This is a genomic window from Mesorhizobium sp. BR1-1-13 (assembly GCF_020165515.1).
Lineage (GTDB): Bacteria > Pseudomonadota > Alphaproteobacteria > Rhizobiales > Rhizobiaceae > Mesorhizobium.
The window spans coordinates 308,909-325,498 of sequence record NZ_JAIUIH010000007.1 but is presented as its reverse complement, the minus strand read 5'-3'; the positions used below and the strand labels follow the sequence as shown (position 1 = coordinate 325,498).

The window sequence follows — 16,590 nt, the reverse complement described above, 5'->3', positions numbered from 1 at the left end:
TGATAGACGCATCCAAGGGAAGGGCCTCCTTTGACATGAGTGAGTTTCGCGGAAAGTCAGCTGCGCCATTGACATATGGTTCCCCCGGCATTGATCGAGGGTTGCCGTACGAAGCCCATCATCCTGCTCGCAATGCGAACCAAGACACGGGAGCTGCCCAGAGTGGGATCATTGCCACCCGGACCGGTCAAGTTGGATATCGCCGCGAAATTGACGGCCTGAGGGCGATCGCAGTCGTTCTGGTGATTCTCTACCATTCAGGGCTTCGCGTCGCGGGCCTTGACCCCTTTGCGGGCGGTTTTATTGGCGTTGATGTTTTTTTTGTTATTAGCGGCTATCTGATTGGCTCGATTGTACAGCGGGAAGTCATGGATGGGACTTTCTCGTTCGCCAGCTTTTACGAGCGTCGCGCGAGACGGATCTTACCCGCGCTGTATACCGTCTTAGCAGTAACGATCCCCTTCGCTTGGCTCTATATGCTGCCGAGTGCCTTCAGAGACTATTCGGCGAGTCTTTTGGCAACCGTGTTTTCAGCATCCAATCTATATTTCTGGCATGTTGCGAGTTATGACGCAACCGACAATCTTTTTCGCCCGTTAATTCACACTTGGAGCTTGGGGGTCGAGGAACAGTTCTACGTGATCTTTCCTTGCTTTCTCCTACTGGTGTGGAAATATGCTCGGACGTTTTTAACCGCCATCCTGTGCCTTGGGCTCGTCGTTTCGTTCATTCTTGCGGAGTGGATGACAAGGCATTTGCCGGATGCATCTTTTTTTCTACTGCCGCCTCGGATCTGGGAACTAGGGTTGGGGGTGTTTCTGGCAAGACGCGAATTGACTGGCGGCCGGCTTGTGTCGATACGCTCTTCACGAGTCGCGCCTGCGGTCGGTTTGGCGCTCCTGATCTGCGCGGTGCCGCTGATGAGGCCGCAGTGGCACCACCCAGGACTTGTAACGCTGATCCCGGTTGCAGGAACGGCATTGCTTATCTGGTATACAGGGCACGGCGATCCCATTACACGAGCGCTTTCCTCCCAGCCGTTTGTATTTGTCGGCCTGATATCATATTCCCTCTACCTTTGGCACCAGCCGATATTTGCTTTCGGCAGAATGAGTGCGACCAATTCTGTCGATGGCACGATGGTATTTTGTTGGATTTTGATGTCTGTTATACTTGCCATTGCGACTTACCGCTTCGTTGAGATGCCGACCCGCAGCAGAAAGCGAACCAGCAAGCCCGTTATATGGCTGATTGCCTCACTTGGAGCCGTACTACTCAGCGGCGGCGGATACTACTGGTATGTCCAAAATGGCATGCCAAGCCGTTTTGCGGACGGCCTTGCCCCGATTGCCGCTGCATCCGATATTCGTGAGGCTCAGATTTTTCAGAACGGGAAGAGCTGTCTCAACTTTGCGCCTGAACAGGGCCCTTGTACCTTTCATGGCTCGAATTCCGAGGGCTATGCTCTTGTTAGTTTAGGTGACTCTCACGCTCGCACTCTGCTTGGTCCGATGCGAGACAGCCTCGACGACTACCGAGATATCGCTTCGTTCACACCGCTCAATCGAGGCGGCTGCGTATTTCTCCTGGGTGTGCAAAGGGTTGACGTGGACCAACCGGGTTGTCCAGGCGACTACAATGACAAGAGGCTCGACTACATAGGCAAGCTGAAGCGACCGATAGCCGTGCTCTTATGGCGTCTCCCCATTCTCGTGGAGCAGAGCCGTTATGACAATGGCGAGGGGGGAATCGAGCCGGGCGACGATCACCCGCATTTGGCCAAGCTGGGTGAAACCGGGCCAGCCGATCCGGCTGCAGTCGCCACGGCCATTTCCCACACCATAAACACACTTCTGGAGCGCGGGGTGAAGGTTGTCTTAGTCTATCCTGTCCCGGAGATGGGTTGGAACGTCCCGCAGGTGCTTCTCATGCGGGCCAGACGCCAGAACGATCCTGCAGCTTATATGCAGGCGGAACCGATTTCGGTTTCCTACGGGGATTTCCGCCGGCGAACGCAACGGACATACGAATTATACGATAATGTCGGATCCGATCCAAATCTCGTGCGCGTGTATCCGGAGAAGGCCTTCTGCGATCAACAGCGCTGTTTCGCCAATCGAGGCTCTCAGATTTTTTATCGGGACGACAACCATCTCAGCGAGACCGGCGCGTCCAAGCTCAACGTTTTGATCATGGACGCCATCAAAGCACGGTGGGGAAATGACCGATGACAGACGAAGGAGAGCCGTGGACTTTTTCGACGGAGAAGCCTTGTGCGACGTTCCAGCACGGAGGCGACAAGGCCGCCCCTTGCAGTAGAGCTCGACGCTATGCCTTGCGGTGGTATATTTGGAAATACGGGTCCAAAGAGCTGGCAATTCTCTCATCCATGTAAGCGATCTCGTCTCTGTTGAAATAGTCGACATAACCCCCGATTTTACCCCGCCGCACCTTAAAACTGTCGGGATTCGACTGGTCTGTCGGGCGCATTCTCTCGTGACCGAAAGCGTCTGCCATTTCGATCTTTCGCAAATTCTCGAAAGAGCCAAAGGTTGTCGCCTCATCGAGGATCATTTCCGGCACGCCCTGAATGCCCAGAAAATCCAGCGCCGTACGAAGCGCCGATTTTGGAGCTTGGCGCATGTGTTCGTAGGACAGCAATTGAAATGCCTTCACCTTGTCGCGGTTGTGCGCCCAGGCGTTGTAGAACGCTATGATGGAATCAATGCCGCCGACATCCTGGGCAAGAAACTCACTGATCGTCCCGTCAAACACCTTCATCCGGTGCGTTGCGTCGAAATAGTATGAAACAAGCACGTCTCGCGGATCCCGAACCAGAAATAGGATCTTTTTTCCTGAATATCTTGACTTATCGGACTGGATTTCGCTGGGACGCTTAAGATTTGGGCTGTCGTCGTGAGAAAAGCCAATGCAAGGGATATTCGACGAGATCTTCCAGAAATGCTGGATTTCCATCGGATTCTGCAGGTTAAGGCCGTAGTGTTTGTCGATGACGCGGCCAACCATGGTGCGCAGCCACGTTCGACCGCATTTCGGGTATGAAAGCACAAAGGAGTCCCGCGACCAAAAGATCATCTGGCGGCGCAACGCTCCCAGGGGACCCGAGTAGCGTATTTTCTTTGGAACGACGGCTTCGCCAAGGAAGAAGGTAGCGTCGCGAAGATTGTTCTTCAACTGTCCGAGCATAGAAAGCTTCCTCTGCTAGCGTGAGCTTGGCGCATTAGCGTCGTCGATAATGAAGTGCCCGAAGAACGGACCCCCGGGCCGAAACTCAAGCGACCATTTTAATCTCCGCCATTGTAAGCCATTGCGTCGGTGCAGCGAGACCTAGCTAGCTGGCTGGCCCGGACTGGTGGGAGTACCTCTTTGGATTAACGCGGCAAAGTCCGCTTGCAGTTCCGATAGTCCCCCCATGCACAAAAGCATGTGTTGCTTAGAAAGCGGGGAAAGCGCCCCATAGCAACGATAAGATCGTAGCCTCGAGTCCGAACGATTGCAGGCCAACCTGTTCTTGATTGAGCAAGGGACTGGCAGGCACGGATTTGTGCCTGCGAGTTCAAACAGCCGCGTCTCTTAACGTGCTCTCTTGGAGCGCGGCGGCTAAGCTTTGTCGAGGTCTAGAATGAGCCAGTCAGATCAGCCGTTTGAGGCAATCAGTCCACTGGGAGGCCAATCCCTTTTGCTGGCCACTGCGATCGCTCTCGGCCGTCTCGTCAGCAAACCGCGCACAATTGTTCATGTGCTGTCGTACTTGCGCCGGCGGGTGACCGGGCGCGCCAAGGCCGTTGGCAAGAACCTTCATCTCTACATCATCGATTTGGCCCTGGCGCTGGCGGCACTGTCGTTTGCTTCGTTCATGCGATTGGGCCTTGATGGGGAATTCACCGGTCCGGAGAGCCACGCTTCGTTGCTCTTCGCACTCCCTTGCTTCCTGCTTACATGCGCCGTGGTCTTCCCGGTGACTTGCCTCTACACCCGCAACTGGCGATATGCGTCTGTCGGCGACATGCTCGGTATCGTTCGCGCGGCATTCGTCACATCGCTGGCGTTCGTGTTCCTGATGTTTGTGGCTACACGGCTCGATTCGATCCCGCGCTCGGTGATAGTGATCCAGTTTCTGTTGCTCGTGCCGCTGCTTATTTCGGTTCGCATCCGCTCCAAGCTCGTTGAGCTAAGCCGCTTTGGTCCGACTGCGAACAGAGCGAGAAACGGACGCGACGTGGTCCCTGTGCTGCTGATCGGTGCGGGCGATGCGGCCGATCTTTATATTCGCGCGCTGCAGCGGGATCCGAATGCACGCCATTGGCCGGTCGGCGTGCTCGACAATGGCGCAACGACAGAGGGCTATTTCCTGCGCGGCGTGCCGGTTCTGGGCAGCATCGAAGACTTCGACACGGTCATCGGCGATCTGGAAGGTCGCGGCATCAAGCCCCGCCACGTGATTTTCACCGAGAGGGTGCCTGGCCTCGTCGACCCGACGCTTGAAGCGCTGATCGACCGGGCCGACCGTCTGGGCATCGCTGTCTCTCGCCCCGCCCCGGTCCTGGAACTGCGCAATCCTAAATATCAGAGTCGCTTCGACTTGCGCCCGATCGAACTTACCGACCTGCTGGAGAGGCCGCAGGCGGTTCTTGATAAAGATGCGTTGTCCCGAATGATCGAAAACAGGCGCATCGTCGTCACCGGCGCCGGAGGCTCGATCGGCGGAGAGCTCACGCAGCAGATTGCCGCGCTCGGTCCCACCGAAGTGGTCCTGATCGATAACAGCGAGTACAATTTGTATGCCATCGATCTGGAGTTGGCGGAGAAATTCCCGAATGTGCGCCGGAAGCCATATATCTGCGACGTACGCGACCCTGTTCGCCTGGGCGAGATTTTCCGACGCCATCGCGTCGACCTGGTCTTCCACGCGGCGGCGCTCAAACATGTGCCGATGGTCGAGTTGAATCCCTGTGAGGGCATTCTTACCAACGTCATCGGTACTATGAACGTGGCAGAAGCGACCCGCCTTTGCGGCGCCAAGGCAATGGTCCAGATATCCACCGACAAGGTTGTGAACACGACCAGTGTCATGGGCGCTACCAAGCGCCTAGCGGAACTCTACTGCCAGTCCCTGGACCTCGCCTTTACCGCCGGCGATACCCCCGTCCGCTTCATGACCGTTCGTTTCGGCAATGTTCTGGGTTCAAGCGGGTCGCTGATCCCATTATTCAAGCGCCAACTCGCCCACGGCGGTCCGCTGACCGTGACCGACATGGAGATGAAGCGCTTCTTCATGACAATACGCGAGGCGGTTGAACTGACCTTGCAGGCATCGGCCCATGGTCTGGAGAAAAAACTCGGACAGGGCGAAATCTTCGTTCTCGACATGGGTGCGCCAATCAAGATCATCGACATGGCGCGCCGCATGATCAAGCTCGCGGGATTTCGACCGGATGAGGACATCAAGATCAAGATTGTCGGCTGCCGGCCGGGAGAAAAGCTGTTCGAGGAACTCTTCGACGAAAGCGAAAGACGTGTCGACGTTCCGATTTCCGGAGTCTTGGGCGCCGTGCCCAATGCGATGCCGCTTGACACGCTTCGCAAGGGATTTTCGCAATTGCGTCGCTTGGCGAGGGCCGGCGACACTGAGGGAGTGTTAAACCTTGTTGCGGATATGCTTCCCAGTTACCGCAGAGACGAAGCCAAGCCTGCGGCGGCGGTGACGGCGCCATTCGTGCCTCATGTGATCCTCGGTTCAGCCAAGGCAACCACGCGTCCACACGAGGCGGCCGCTTGAGGCCCAGCGGGAGCGCTGCCGTGCTAACGCATATTGCCTCGGCTCTGTTTGTCGCGCTGTCGTGCGGTACTGCACTGGCCGGGGCGCCTCAACCTCAGCCGACAGTGGCCGAGGCACGGGAGGCGGTCGAGCTTGCGGGGGCCTATTTCCGCGATCATCTCGGTGTAGCGGGAACTTATGTATGGAAATATTCCCTCGACGGCCAAAAGAGGGTGGGCGAAGGCGGTACCGTGCCCGCGAGCGTTGGCTGGGTGCAGCCGCCTGGTACGCCGGCCGTCGGCGCTGCGTTCCTGCGCATCTTCGAGGTTACCGGCGACAAGCAATGGCTTCAGTCTGCCCAGGTCGTGGCAACCGCTCTCGTCAAAACTCAGCTGGAGTCCGGCGGATGGTTTTACAAGATCGAGACCGACCCGCAAAAGGCGGTGACATGGTGCTACCACGCACTGAAGCTGGGCAGGAATACCTGTCGCGATATCAAGGACAATCCGCAACGCAACGAGACTGTCCTCGATGACAACAACACACAGAGCGTGCTGAATTTTCTGATGTGGTTCGACCTGGCGAGTGGCGGTTCGGATCCGGACGTCCGTTCCTGCATCGACAGGGCGCTTCATCGATTGATGCGGGTGCAATACGCAAATGGGGCCTTCCCAGTCTTCTTCAAGGGAGCCGCGCCTGGGGCGGATGTAAAGGCTGCGGCCAAGGCGAGTATTCCGGCCAGTTGGTCTCACGAGTGGCAGAAGCCTGATCATCCGCCCTATTTCATCATCAACGACAATCTTCCCCGCGATATGGGTCGTCTCTTTCTCAACGCCTACCGCACATATCATGATCCCGCATATCTCAAGACGGCGGAGAAGGTCGGTGATTTTCTCCTTGCAGCCCAATTGCCCGCGCCACAACAGGGCTGGGCTCAGGGTTACGATCGTTCCATGCAGCCGGTTTGGGGGCGCAGGTTTGAGCCGCCAGCGGTCGTCTCGCGCGAAACCGCCGGCAATATCGAGTACCTGATCGAGTTGAACGAGCAAAACAGGGATGCGCGGTTGCTGCACGCGGCGACGTCTGCGGCCACCTGGCTAGAGGCAGTGCGCCTGCCCGACGGCAGTTGGGCACGTTTTTACGAACTCAACACCAACCGGCCGCTTTACATCGATGAGGGCGGCCAAGTGACCTTCGACGACATGGACCTCCTGAAACACTACGGCATGAAAACCGGTGCAGAGATCGAGCCGGTGTTCGCTCGGCTCGAGATTGCAAAGCGGGGGCAGAGAGTTTCACGTCAACGACTGTGGATCAGTGCCGCGGATGAGTTGAGCGCTGGCGAACTGAATTCGAAGGTGCGTCAGCTCGTCGACAGTCAGGATACCCAGGGACGCTGGGTTGAGGGCCGGTTTATCGAGGGAGAAGAATTCGTCGAGGGCGTGTTCGCCCTCGCTCGTTTCATCTCCGCGCAAGCATCAGAGCCGGCGAAATAGTTTCTACATATCGCTCGCTCCTGCCATGGGGAGGTTCTGACCAGATCTTCCGGTGCGCCGATTTAGCCTTTGTAGAAGCTGGAAAGCTCGGCTGGTGGGCCTTAGATCGGCCTGCGTAGGAAAGGTCGCGAACGACCGTACTTGGAGCGAGCACCGCGAAGAAAGCGCGCGACCGTTCTTGGAGCTGGGCCGTCGCGCAAAATCGCAACACTGGGCGCCATTCCAAGCAGCAGAGGCACGACAAAAAAACGACCGTAGATATGGGGCAGCGCATTAGCCAGCGCCGCGAAGAGGAGAACGGTCGTCGCCGTGCAAATGGCAGATGCCCTGCCTTCACGATTACGAGCGGCAAGGATGGCGATGGTGATGCCTGCCACGAGCAGGAGCAGAAAACCGACGAATCCGGGCAGCCCTGCCTCGACCCATATGAGGAGATAGGCGTTGTGGACCGGGGCGTGCAATTCGCTGACGTGCCGATACTGGTCGGCACCGATGCCAAGCAGCGAATTATTGTCCGCTTTGCCAATCGCCTCATGGATGAGCCGCATACGGTCCGCAAACGTACCAGCCTCATCGAGATCACCATTCTGCAGCGCATTCAGCACGCGGCGTTGGAAGACCTCGGGCAAGAAGTCGCGGCCCCAGGTAACGGCAATGAAAAATGTGGCGAGCGAGGTCACAGCTAAAGAAATGATACGGCGCCACGAGCCCGTCGCGACCACGAAGATGGTGACCGCAAAGACAAGGCCGATCAGGCCGGTATTGGATCCTGTCAAAATAATGCCATAACCAAAAAGCGGCAGTCCGACCCAAAGCCAGCGAGGCCTCATGCAGCCTGACGCCACCAGCCACAACATTAGCGGGACAGAGAGCGCTATCAGCGTTGCGCATTCATTCTCGCGTTCCACCCAACCCTGGAAACGACCATTGCCGCTGACAAAGACGGTGCCGCGTTGCTTGAGGATGTCGATTATCACTATCCCTTGCAGACACATCACGGCGATCGAGCAAAGAAATGATTTTATCAAGAGAACGATTTCGGCCCAGGGTCTCGACACGATCATGAAGGCCAGGAGAAAGTAAGCGTACAGATATTGCGCCGAGATGATGAAGCCTCGCTGCGGATCTCCGTGGATCAGACTGCTTAGCAGCAGCATCCCGCATAGTAGGGTGATGCCGATGTTCCATAGAAACGTCCCCGCCCCCAAGGGAGAGATCGAAAAGGATTTCCCGAGCATGGCCGCAAATACGGCCGCGAGAGCGAAGCCGTCGCTGATGGTAAAGTAGAATGCATCAAAACGAAGAATATTGAAGGGCGTGAGAAAGACGGACGCCACGGCGAACCAAAGCCCGAGTCTCTCGGCTACCTCTGGCAACGATGTGACGGCCGGTTTGGGGCCGGGCCTTGTCCAATAATGGCGAGGAGCCCTGGCGTAGTTCATCCTCACTCCTGAAATCTGTTTTGAGAGTCCTTTTCGCCAGCTCTCATTGGGCCTGCAGTTCAGCCTATCTGCCAAGATAGGGCCCGGGCCGGTTACGCTATCCTTTTGGATGATGTTGCCTTTGCGGCTAAGCCTCTTGAGCGCGATTGCGGCCGCACAACCATGTTAAAACTGTCGTCGCGGTAAGTCGCGAATTCGATGTTGGGTTGCCTTCAGGTCCGATGTGGCAGGGCCGGATTAGACCAGTCGAGACAGAACAAAAAGGGGCGGGATCTGTGAGCTTGATAGACGACAACAGCGTGTGGAGCCGTCTGGAACCATTCCTTCAAGAGCCGATCGAGCCGTCGAAGGAACGCACTTTCGGCCCGCGCGAGCTCTACACGCTTTTCCGAAGGCGCCTCCCCTTGATCCTTGCGGTCGTGACTACCGGCACCGCTCTCGCGCTCATCACGGCCATGGAACTTCCCAAGACGTATACCGCCCGTTCGATGATCGTTGTCGAATCCGACGATCCCAATCCTCTCGACACCGCACAAGCGCAGCCTAATCAACAGCCTGACAAGTCGCGAATGGACACCGAGGCGGATCTGATCACCTCTCGTGTCTTTGCCAGCCTGGTCGTCGACAGACTGGACCTCATCAAGGACCCGGACTTCAACACCTATCTGAAACCAGCCACGAGCCGAGCCCCTTCGGATTCGGGCTCTGGACTGCTGTCACAGACCGTCGGCTTGATCGTCTCGATACCGCGAGCGCTATGGAGCCTGGTCGCCGGCGCCGACCCGCAGGATACCGCGTCGCTGCCATCGAAGGGGGTTCAGCAAGATCGGGCGATTTCATCGTATCTGTCGAGCGTTTCCGTCGACCGGTCCGGAGAGAGCTCGGCGATGACGATCTCCTTTTTCAATGACGACGCGTCGAGAGCGGCCCTGATAGCCAATGCGACGGCCAAACTGTTCGTGGAATGGTCCCGGGACAACAAGCGGCAGGACATCAAGGACGCCGTTAGCTTTCTGAGGCAGCAATCGACAGAGCTTGCGTCACGGATAGCCGCCATAGAAGGCCAGATCGCCCAGTATGCCCGAGAACACGGCGTATCCAGCGATCCGCGCGACGATCTGCTGCGCGCCTCGATCCAGCAAAGCAACGAGCAGCTCAGTACCGCCAGAGGTGAATACACGCAAGCGCAGGCGCGCCTCGCCCAGGTCAGGCTGGCGGCCAAGACCGGCGACGCGGGTGCCAACGTCGATCCCCTGCTCTCATCGGACTTCCTGACGTCCCTGCGCAACGACGAAGCGACGGCGATGAGGGATCGCGCGCAACTGGCCAGCAATTACGGGCGCAATCATCCCTTGGTCCAGGAGGCGGATGCAAAAGTAGCGGCCGTCCGCACGATGATCTCTCAAGAGATGCTGCGTACGATCGCAATCCTGGAAAATGACGTCCGCGTCAACGAAGGCAGGGTCAACCAACTCGCGAAGACTTTGGAGGAGTCCAACGAGCAACTGCGGCAAAGGAGCCTGGCGGAAGCGAAGCTCCGGGAACTGAACAACCAATTGTCGACCGAGCAGAAGCTCTACGACCTCGTGTCAGGCAGACTTGGCAGCCTCGATCCGTTTTCCGAGGCGGTCGAGCCCGGCGTGCGGACGGTTTCCGCCGCCGAGATTCCGACGAGCCCTTCCTTTCCCAAACTTCGTTTGATGACGGCGGGCGGTTTCGCCGCGTCGCTGATCCTAGCCCTGATCCTTGTGCTGACGCTTGAAAGCATGGATGTGAGAATACGCGAGTCACAACGGGTATCGAAGCTTATCCGTGCGCCACTGCTGGCATCGATTCCGCAACTGCCCAAGAAGTTCCTGCAACGCGCCACGCCCCCTCTTGAAACCTTGTTGTCGCAGCCGCGGTCGGCCTTCTCCGATGCCTTCCGGTCGCTGTACATGGCCTGCACCCGGATGAACGGTGGTCGGAGCAAACAGGTTATCCTGGTCAGCTCAGGACTACCGCAGGAGGGCAAGACAACGACCGCCATGGGCCTCGCCGTGGCAGCTGGAATGGACGGCGCCCTGACAGCGCTGATCGATCTGGATTTGCGAACCCGCAGCATCCATGGCGCCATGGAGTTTGGGCCCGCCGACAAGACACTCAACGACTACCTGCATGGTGGTTGCACCCTGGCGGAGATCGTTCAGACGCTTCCTGAAGTTCCGCGACTGGATGTGCTGGCGCCATCTGCCGACGACCAGACCTTGCCTGAATTCCTCAATTCCAGCCAATTCGCGAAATTGCTGGAGGCGTTCCGGCTGGAATACGACGTGGTGATCATCGACGCGCCGCCTGTGCTCGTCGTGGAAGACGCTATCAGGATTGCCGCCTCGGTGGACACTGTCGTGGTCGTGGCCGCGTGCGACAACACCACGCAAGAGGCTCTCTCCCAGGTTGTCGAGCGCTTGCGGTTCGCTGGCGGCCCATCGATCGGCTGGGTGTTCAACCGCGTTGACCCCTTCCGACAGGCCCGTGGTGCCCTGCGGAAAGCTTATTTGAAACGGCAGCAGATTCGTCGTTATTTTCCCGCTTGACCGCCATCGGCCGCGCGGCCGATCAGGCGCGGCCGACTATATTCCCATCGCCTCGAGCAGGGTTTGGTTCACCTTGTGAACATCGAACCGGTCTTCCGCGAGCTTTCTCGAGCTGGCACCCATTTTTGCGGCGAGTTCCTCATCCTCGAGAAAAGCCCGCTGCGCCGAGGCGAGAGCTTCCACGTCTCGCGGCTCGACCCGGAATCCGTTCTCGCCCTCGATCACCGTTTCTTGACAGCCAGGGGCGTTGGTCGTGATTATCGGCCGGCCCGTCGACAAGGCTTCCAGCGCGCTGCGAGGAATGCCCTCCCTGTAATAGGACGGCAACACGAACACGGTGGACGCGGTCAAATAGGGAGCCACGTCGTGTGTTTCGCCGAGATATTCAACGGCACCTTCCTTGGTCCACTGGTCCATTTCGGCTTTCGAGATGGAGAGGGGACTGGGATCGAAGGGCCCCAGAATCTGAAAGCGTGCAGCGCGGTACTTGGTCTTCAGGATACGCGCGGCGGCAGCAAACTCGGCAATTCCCTTTTCGCGAAGCAAGCGAGCGATCAGAAGGAAGACGGGAGGCCCTGAAGGTGGGCGGCTTGCGGCAAACAGCGTCAGGTCCACTCCTGAACCCGGGATCATGATTACCGGCGTCGTCGCAGAAACCATCCCATGGCGCCGGATGTCGGAAGCATCGGCGTCATTGTAAGCGAAAACTGCTTCGCAGCCGACCAGAGCCGAGCGGTAGAGACCAATACTCAACCGGCGCAAGACAGTTGCGCGCAGTCCCGTCATGCTGCCGCTGAATATGAAGCCGAAGCCTGTAAAGAGCGCAAACCGGCGCGGTACACGGGCAAGGCGGGCAGCCAATCCACCATAGATGATCGGCTTCATCGTATATGCCAGGACGATTTCGGGCGCCAAGCCGCGGATGAGCTTGTAAAGCGCCTTGAGCGTTCGCAAATCGGCCAGCGGACTGGTACCCGTCCTGGCCATCGGAATCTGTCGGAAGGTCACGCCAATTGCCTTGAGCCCGGCGATCGCCCGCTCATCTTCATCGGGGGCGAGCGCGATGACATCATGCCCGGCAGCGACCATGGCCTTCAACAATTCGAGGCGAAAATTGACAAGCGAACGCGTCAGGCTCGCAATGACGACGATGCGCTTGCGGCGCATCGCATCGTCCATAGGGGCGCGAGGAGAATCCCGACCATTCATGTGCACAGCAACCACCAGCCGCTCCTACCGGATATGGCGACGACGCCCTAGAGCTGCTTCGTAGAGTTCCAGGTGCCGGCCGACGTAAAGGGAAAGCGAGAAGTTCTCCATGACGCGACGACGCGCTTGTTGACCCAAGGCACGGCGCTCGGCCGGTTCAAGGCTGACAAGCCTGATCAATCCGGCGGCCAGTGCGTCACTGTCTCCCGGTGGAACGACCACGCCGCTGTCGCCGACCAGCCAGCCGGAGTCGCCGACCGCGGTAACCACCGCCGGCACGCCACTGGCCATCGCCTCGCCTACGGCAAGGGAAAATGCCTCGCCCCAAGCCGAGCAAAGCGCGTAGACATCGAAGCCCGGCATGAGGTCGGCGATGTCAGCGCGGATGCCCGGCGTGGTAATGCGGTCGTCTATGCCGAGCTCACGGGCGGCGCGCCGCACCGGGCCGTCGGCATGTCCCTCCCCTATAAATATGCCCTGAACGTCGTATCCCTGGTCCAGGAGCCGGCTGATGGCGCGGACCAGGCTAACCTGGTCCTTCATGGGATGGAAGCGTGCCACATGGCCGATCATCAGCCGTCCGGGCGGCAAGCCGAACAGGCGGCGCAGTTTCGCACCGGCGTCGGCCGAGGGGGAAAATTGATCGCAATCCGTCCCGTTCGGGATAACCGCCCTCCGGCGCGGATCGAAGCCCAGACGCTCGTGATCATCGGCGGCGACGCGCGAGCAATATGAGATCGCGCTGGTGCGCCTCGACAGGCGGGCCGAGAGCCGTATCAATTGACGCGTCAACGGTTTCTCGTCGGCGAGATCTCGAACCGTGTGATGGATGCTCCAGATGACCGGCGAGAAATTGAGCCCCAGCATCGAGCCGAGCGTTGCCGCGACGTTGCCGTGATACATCCATCCGTGAAGAAGATCGGGCGCCGCCCGTCTTACCGACCGCGTCAGCCGAACGACATCGCGCGGTCGCGGCCGTTCCGTCATGCCGAGCGAAACGAGCCCCGATCTTGTATATTCTACGTTTGCAGCCACCGGACCGGGTGAAAGCAGGGACAGAACTGAAGTCGAGAAGCGATTTTGGTCGACCTGGCCAAGAAAACGGGCAAGCATGACCTGAGCGCCGCCGACGTCGAGACTGGTAATGGTGTGAAGAACACTTGTGTGCACGCAAGCTTCCCAGCTGTCTGCAACGCTCCGCCCTGAGGAAGCATTCCATCGACCGACAGTATCCAGCCGCACCATACGTTGGTTGCAGCCGACATCCAGTTAGCCAAATTAGGGGGGAACCAGACCGAAGGTTGTCACCGCTCCACCAAAGGTATGACTCATTGTCCTCGCGCAGGTGTCGCTAGGGTCTTTGCAGGAAAATTCTATGGTGGGCTTCCATGGCATCTTATTGCAATGCGGCGCGGAGCACGCGATCGACAGGCGCATGGACCAGTACATTCCTTGCGAAAGCACTGGGGTCCGCCAGTATTGCGATCCTTGCGGTTGCAGCGATTCTGGTTTCCCAGCTTGATGCCCGGGCCGCGGCGGACGATGACTACAAGGTTTCGGTCGGCGATGTGGTGTCGTTTGACTTCATCGACGACGCGCTTCCCGCCGAACAACTCACGGTCGCCAGCGATGGCGCGATCAACATTCCGCTGATCGGCAGCTTTGAAGTCGGCGGCCTGACGGTACCCGACGCCTTGAGTCGGATCCGTAAAGCATTCATCGAGCGTGAACTCTTCAATGACCCGCATATAGCTCTTGCGGTGGTGAGCTTTCGCCCGATCTTCGTCCTTGGGGATGTCAAGGCGCCGGGCTCATTTCCGTACCAGCCGGCACTGAATGTGGAGCAGGCGGTGGCGCTTGCGGGCGGCCAGTCGACCGGGGGAGCCACGGCGGAGGATCGCGTCGTAACACGCGCCCGGTTGCGCGGAGCTCTTGATGAAAGCGTGGTGGAGATCGCCAAGGAGGCGGTCGCCGCTGCGCGCATCAAGGCCCAGTTGGCAAACAGCGACAAGATCTCGGAACTGGATCTGCCAGCCAAGGTCAAGGGGCTGATGAATGCCAACCTGCTCGCGACGCTGCTTCCTACCGAGCAGCGCATCCTTGAAGCAGATCAACATGCGCTGACCACACGTCGCAAGCAGCTCTCGGCGGGGATCGAAGAAGTGAATGTTGCCCTCGCCAATGTTCAACAGCTTTCGGACATACAAAAGACGGTGATCGCTTCGGCACAGGCGGATCTCGACCGCATCAGGGGCCTCAATAAGAAAGGTCTCGTCACAATCACAGACCTCTCGAACGCAGAGCGCGAAGCGACCACCCAGCAATCCCATCTGCTTGAAATCTACAATCAGGCATCGACGGTGCGCCGCGAATTGAGCCAGTTGCAGCGCGACCTGGATGACGCCACCCAGACCTGGACACATACGGCGCTGACGGATCTCCAGGCCCACAACTCTGAAATCGAACGCCTGATCGCGGTTCGAGAATCGACCGAGGAACAGATCCTGCTGTTGAGCTCGCTGGCCGCGGAGCAGACACGCAGCAACAACTCCATCACGTTCACCTACCAGATCCGCCGCAAGGTAAATGGCCAGACCGCCACAAAGGTGGCGACCCTCGATGATCCGGTTGCGGCCGGAGATACGATCCTGGTGTCAATAAACCGCCTGGACAGCGCCCAGGACACAACAAGCCGTTCAGCCACTACCTTGGCGACGACCTCTTCCGTCCAGGTCGGACCGTCGCAATGATCGGCCTCGGCACCCCGACAGCACGTTCCGGCGGCTGGACTGCGCGCGTTCCGCCTGGCCGGGCCATACCAAGCCGTATCGCCGCGGTGTTCCTTTTGGTGCTCAGCCTGCCGCTATGGCTGGTGGCTGCTGTCCTTGTCTGGGCGAACATTGGCCGTCCGCTGTTTTTCCGCCAGTCTCGCAGCGGGCTGGAAGGTCGTCCGTTCGTGATCTGCAAGTTTCGTACGATGCACGAGGGGCGAGACGGGAACGGCATGCTGCTCCCCGACGCCTTGCGTGAGACGCCGGCCACGCGGCTGATGCGCTCCGTGCGCATCGATGAGCTGCCGCAGCTTCTCTCGATAGCCAAGGGAGACATGGCCTTCATGGGGCCCCGTCCGTTGCTCCCGGCCACCATCGCCGAATTCGGCGAGCTGGGGCGTATTCGCGGCACGGTCCGCCCCGGCCTGTCCGGATGGGCACAGGTGAACGGCAATACCCGCCTCACCAACAGCGAAAAGCTGGCGCTCGACCTCTGGTATGTGCGCAACCGCAGCCTGTGGCTCGATCTGCACATACTGGTTCTGACTGTCCAAGTGGCACTGTTGGGCGAACGCGTCGACCGCCGCCATGTCGACCATGCTTTGAAGGCTATGCTCGCCGGGACGGTCCGGCCATGAACCCAGCACTCGGTCGACTTCTGGTGATCGCACCACATCCTGATGATGAGGTCCTGGGGTGTGGCGGCACGATAGCCCGGATGGCTGCGCAAGGCGCTGAAGTTCATGTCGCAGTGGTTACGCGAGGCAGCCCGCCCGCCTTCACAGAGGAGATGACGGAACGGGTTCGCAGCGAGGCCAAGGCGGCGCATGCCTGTTTGGGCGTGCAACAGACGCATTGGCTTGATCTGCCGGCAGCGCAGATCGCCGAGACGCCGCATGCGACGCTTAACAGGGCGCTGCTGACCCTGTTGCGGGATGTCGTGCCGGATACGCTGCTCATCCCCTTCGTCGGTGATGTGCACATGGACCACCAGCTGATCTTCCTGTCATCGCTGGTAGCGGCTCGCCCGACCCAATCTCAATATCCGCGGACGATCATGGCTTACGAGACCGTCTCCGAAACGAACTGGAATGCGCCCTATGTGACGCCGAGCTTCGTGCCGAACGTCTTCATAGACATCGCATCGACACTGGACCGCAAACTCGAAGCTGCGTCGATGTTCGCCTCACAGATCAGAGATTTCCCGCATGAGCGTTCGATCGAAACCTTGCGGGCGCTTGCGATCGTCAGGGGCACGGCCGCCCATCTGAGGGCGGCCGAGGCCTTTGTCCTTCTGCGAAACGTCATTTGAATCCT

At 58.9% G+C, this 16,590-nt stretch carries 11 protein-coding genes; 7 read left to right on the top strand and 4 right to left on the bottom strand.

What is annotated here, in order from left to right:
* Positions 1-35 precede the first annotated feature (35 nt).
* Positions 36-2,231: an acyltransferase family protein gene (locus tag LB533_RS18685; RefSeq protein WP_140642925.1), complete on the top strand. Its 2,196-nt coding sequence runs from the start codon at positions 36-38 to the stop codon at positions 2,229-2,231.
* A gap of 97 nt (positions 2,232-2,328) precedes the next feature.
* Here LB533_RS18685 and LB533_RS18680 read toward each other — a convergent pair whose 3' ends face one another.
* Positions 2,329-3,207: a sulfotransferase domain-containing protein gene (locus LB533_RS18680; protein ID WP_140642926.1), complete on the bottom strand. Its 879-nt coding sequence runs from the start codon at positions 3,205-3,207 to the stop codon at positions 2,329-2,331.
* 436 nt (positions 3,208-3,643) lie between these two features.
* Here LB533_RS18680 and LB533_RS18675 point away from each other — a divergent pair, with 436 nt between their 5' ends.
* Positions 3,644-5,800, top strand: coding sequence for a nucleoside-diphosphate sugar epimerase/dehydratase (locus LB533_RS18675; protein WP_140642928.1), 2,157 nt, complete (start codon positions 3,644-3,646; stop codon positions 5,798-5,800).
* A 20-nt stretch (positions 5,801-5,820) separates the two neighbouring features.
* Complete coding sequence (locus LB533_RS30015; protein WP_140642930.1) at positions 5,821-7,275, top strand: pectate lyase; 1,455 nt, start codon at positions 5,821-5,823, stop codon at positions 7,273-7,275.
* A 101-nt stretch (positions 7,276-7,376) separates the two neighbouring features.
* Here LB533_RS30015 and LB533_RS18665 read toward each other — a convergent pair whose 3' ends face one another.
* Positions 7,377-8,717 (bottom strand): O-antigen ligase family protein, encoded by a 1,341-nt coding sequence (locus LB533_RS18665; protein ID WP_140642932.1) that lies wholly within the window; start codon positions 8,715-8,717, stop codon positions 7,377-7,379.
* A 281-nt stretch (positions 8,718-8,998) separates the two neighbouring features.
* On the opposite strand from LB533_RS18665, the gene LB533_RS18660 reads away from it, so the two are divergent.
* Positions 8,999-11,293, top strand: a complete 2,295-nt coding sequence (locus LB533_RS18660) for a GumC family protein (RefSeq protein WP_181169497.1) — start codon at positions 8,999-9,001, stop codon at positions 11,291-11,293.
* A 36-nt stretch (positions 11,294-11,329) separates the two neighbouring features.
* Here the strand turns inward: LB533_RS18660 and LB533_RS18655 are convergent, their stop codons facing one another.
* Together LB533_RS18655 and LB533_RS18650 are read right to left on the bottom strand one after the other, a co-directional pair.
* A complete protein-coding gene (locus tag LB533_RS18655; protein WP_224557131.1) occupies positions 11,330-12,472 on the bottom strand; it encodes a glycosyltransferase family 4 protein in 1,143 nt (380 codons plus the stop codon).
* 54 nt (positions 12,473-12,526) lie between these two features.
* Positions 12,527-13,747 carry a glycosyltransferase gene (locus LB533_RS18650; RefSeq protein WP_140642936.1) on the bottom strand — a complete coding sequence of 407 codons (1,221 nt, stop codon included), beginning with the start codon at positions 13,745-13,747 and terminating at the stop codon, positions 12,527-12,529.
* Between the two features lie 143 nt (positions 13,748-13,890).
* Here LB533_RS18650 and LB533_RS18645 point away from each other — a divergent pair, with 143 nt between their 5' ends.
* From LB533_RS18645 to LB533_RS18635, 3 genes are read left to right on the top strand one after another with little or no spacing between them, the layout of a single operon-like run.
* Positions 13,891-15,252 carry a polysaccharide biosynthesis/export family protein gene (locus LB533_RS18645; protein WP_224677891.1) on the top strand — a complete coding sequence of 454 codons (1,362 nt, stop codon included), beginning with the start codon at positions 13,891-13,893 and terminating at the stop codon, positions 15,250-15,252.
* Positions 15,249-15,911 (top strand): sugar transferase, encoded by a 663-nt coding sequence (locus tag LB533_RS18640; RefSeq protein ID WP_224677890.1) that lies wholly within the window; start codon positions 15,249-15,251, stop codon positions 15,909-15,911. The genes LB533_RS18645 and LB533_RS18640 overlap by 4 nt, the downstream gene beginning before the upstream one ends.
* Positions 15,908-16,585 (top strand): PIG-L deacetylase family protein, encoded by a 678-nt coding sequence (locus tag LB533_RS18635; protein ID WP_140498445.1) that lies wholly within the window; start codon positions 15,908-15,910, stop codon positions 16,583-16,585. Before LB533_RS18640 ends, LB533_RS18635 begins: the two co-directional genes overlap by 4 nt.
* Positions 16,586-16,590 lie beyond the last annotated feature (5 nt).

What these genes read in the sequence shown, in the direction of transcription:
- LB533_RS18685 (WP_140642925.1), top strand. Translation starts at nt 36, where the DNA reads ATGAGTGAGTTTCGCGGAAAGTCAGCTGCGCCATTGACATATGGTTCC.
- LB533_RS18680 (WP_140642926.1), bottom strand. Translation starts at nt 3,207, where the DNA reads ATGCTCGGACAGTTGAAGAACAATCTTCGCGACGCTACCTTCTTCCTT.
- LB533_RS18675 (WP_140642928.1), top strand. Translation starts at nt 3,644, where the DNA reads ATGAGCCAGTCAGATCAGCCGTTTGAGGCAATCAGTCCACTGGGAGGC.
- LB533_RS18665 (WP_140642932.1), bottom strand. Translation starts at nt 8,717, where the DNA reads ATGAACTACGCCAGGGCTCCTCGCCATTATTGGACAAGGCCCGGCCCC.
- LB533_RS18655 (WP_224557131.1), bottom strand. Translation starts at nt 12,472, where the DNA reads ATGGACGATGCGATGCGCCGCAAGCGCATCGTCGTCATTGCGAGCCTG.
- LB533_RS18650 (WP_140642936.1), bottom strand. Translation starts at nt 13,747, where the DNA reads ATGGTGCGGCTGGATACTGTCGGTCGATGGAATGCTTCCTCAGGGCGG.
- LB533_RS18645 (WP_224677891.1), top strand. Translation starts at nt 13,891, where the DNA reads ATGGCATCTTATTGCAATGCGGCGCGGAGCACGCGATCGACAGGCGCA.
- LB533_RS18640 (WP_224677890.1), top strand. Translation starts at nt 15,249, where the DNA reads ATGATCGGCCTCGGCACCCCGACAGCACGTTCCGGCGGCTGGACTGCG.
- LB533_RS18635 (WP_140498445.1), top strand. Translation starts at nt 15,908, where the DNA reads ATGAACCCAGCACTCGGTCGACTTCTGGTGATCGCACCACATCCTGAT.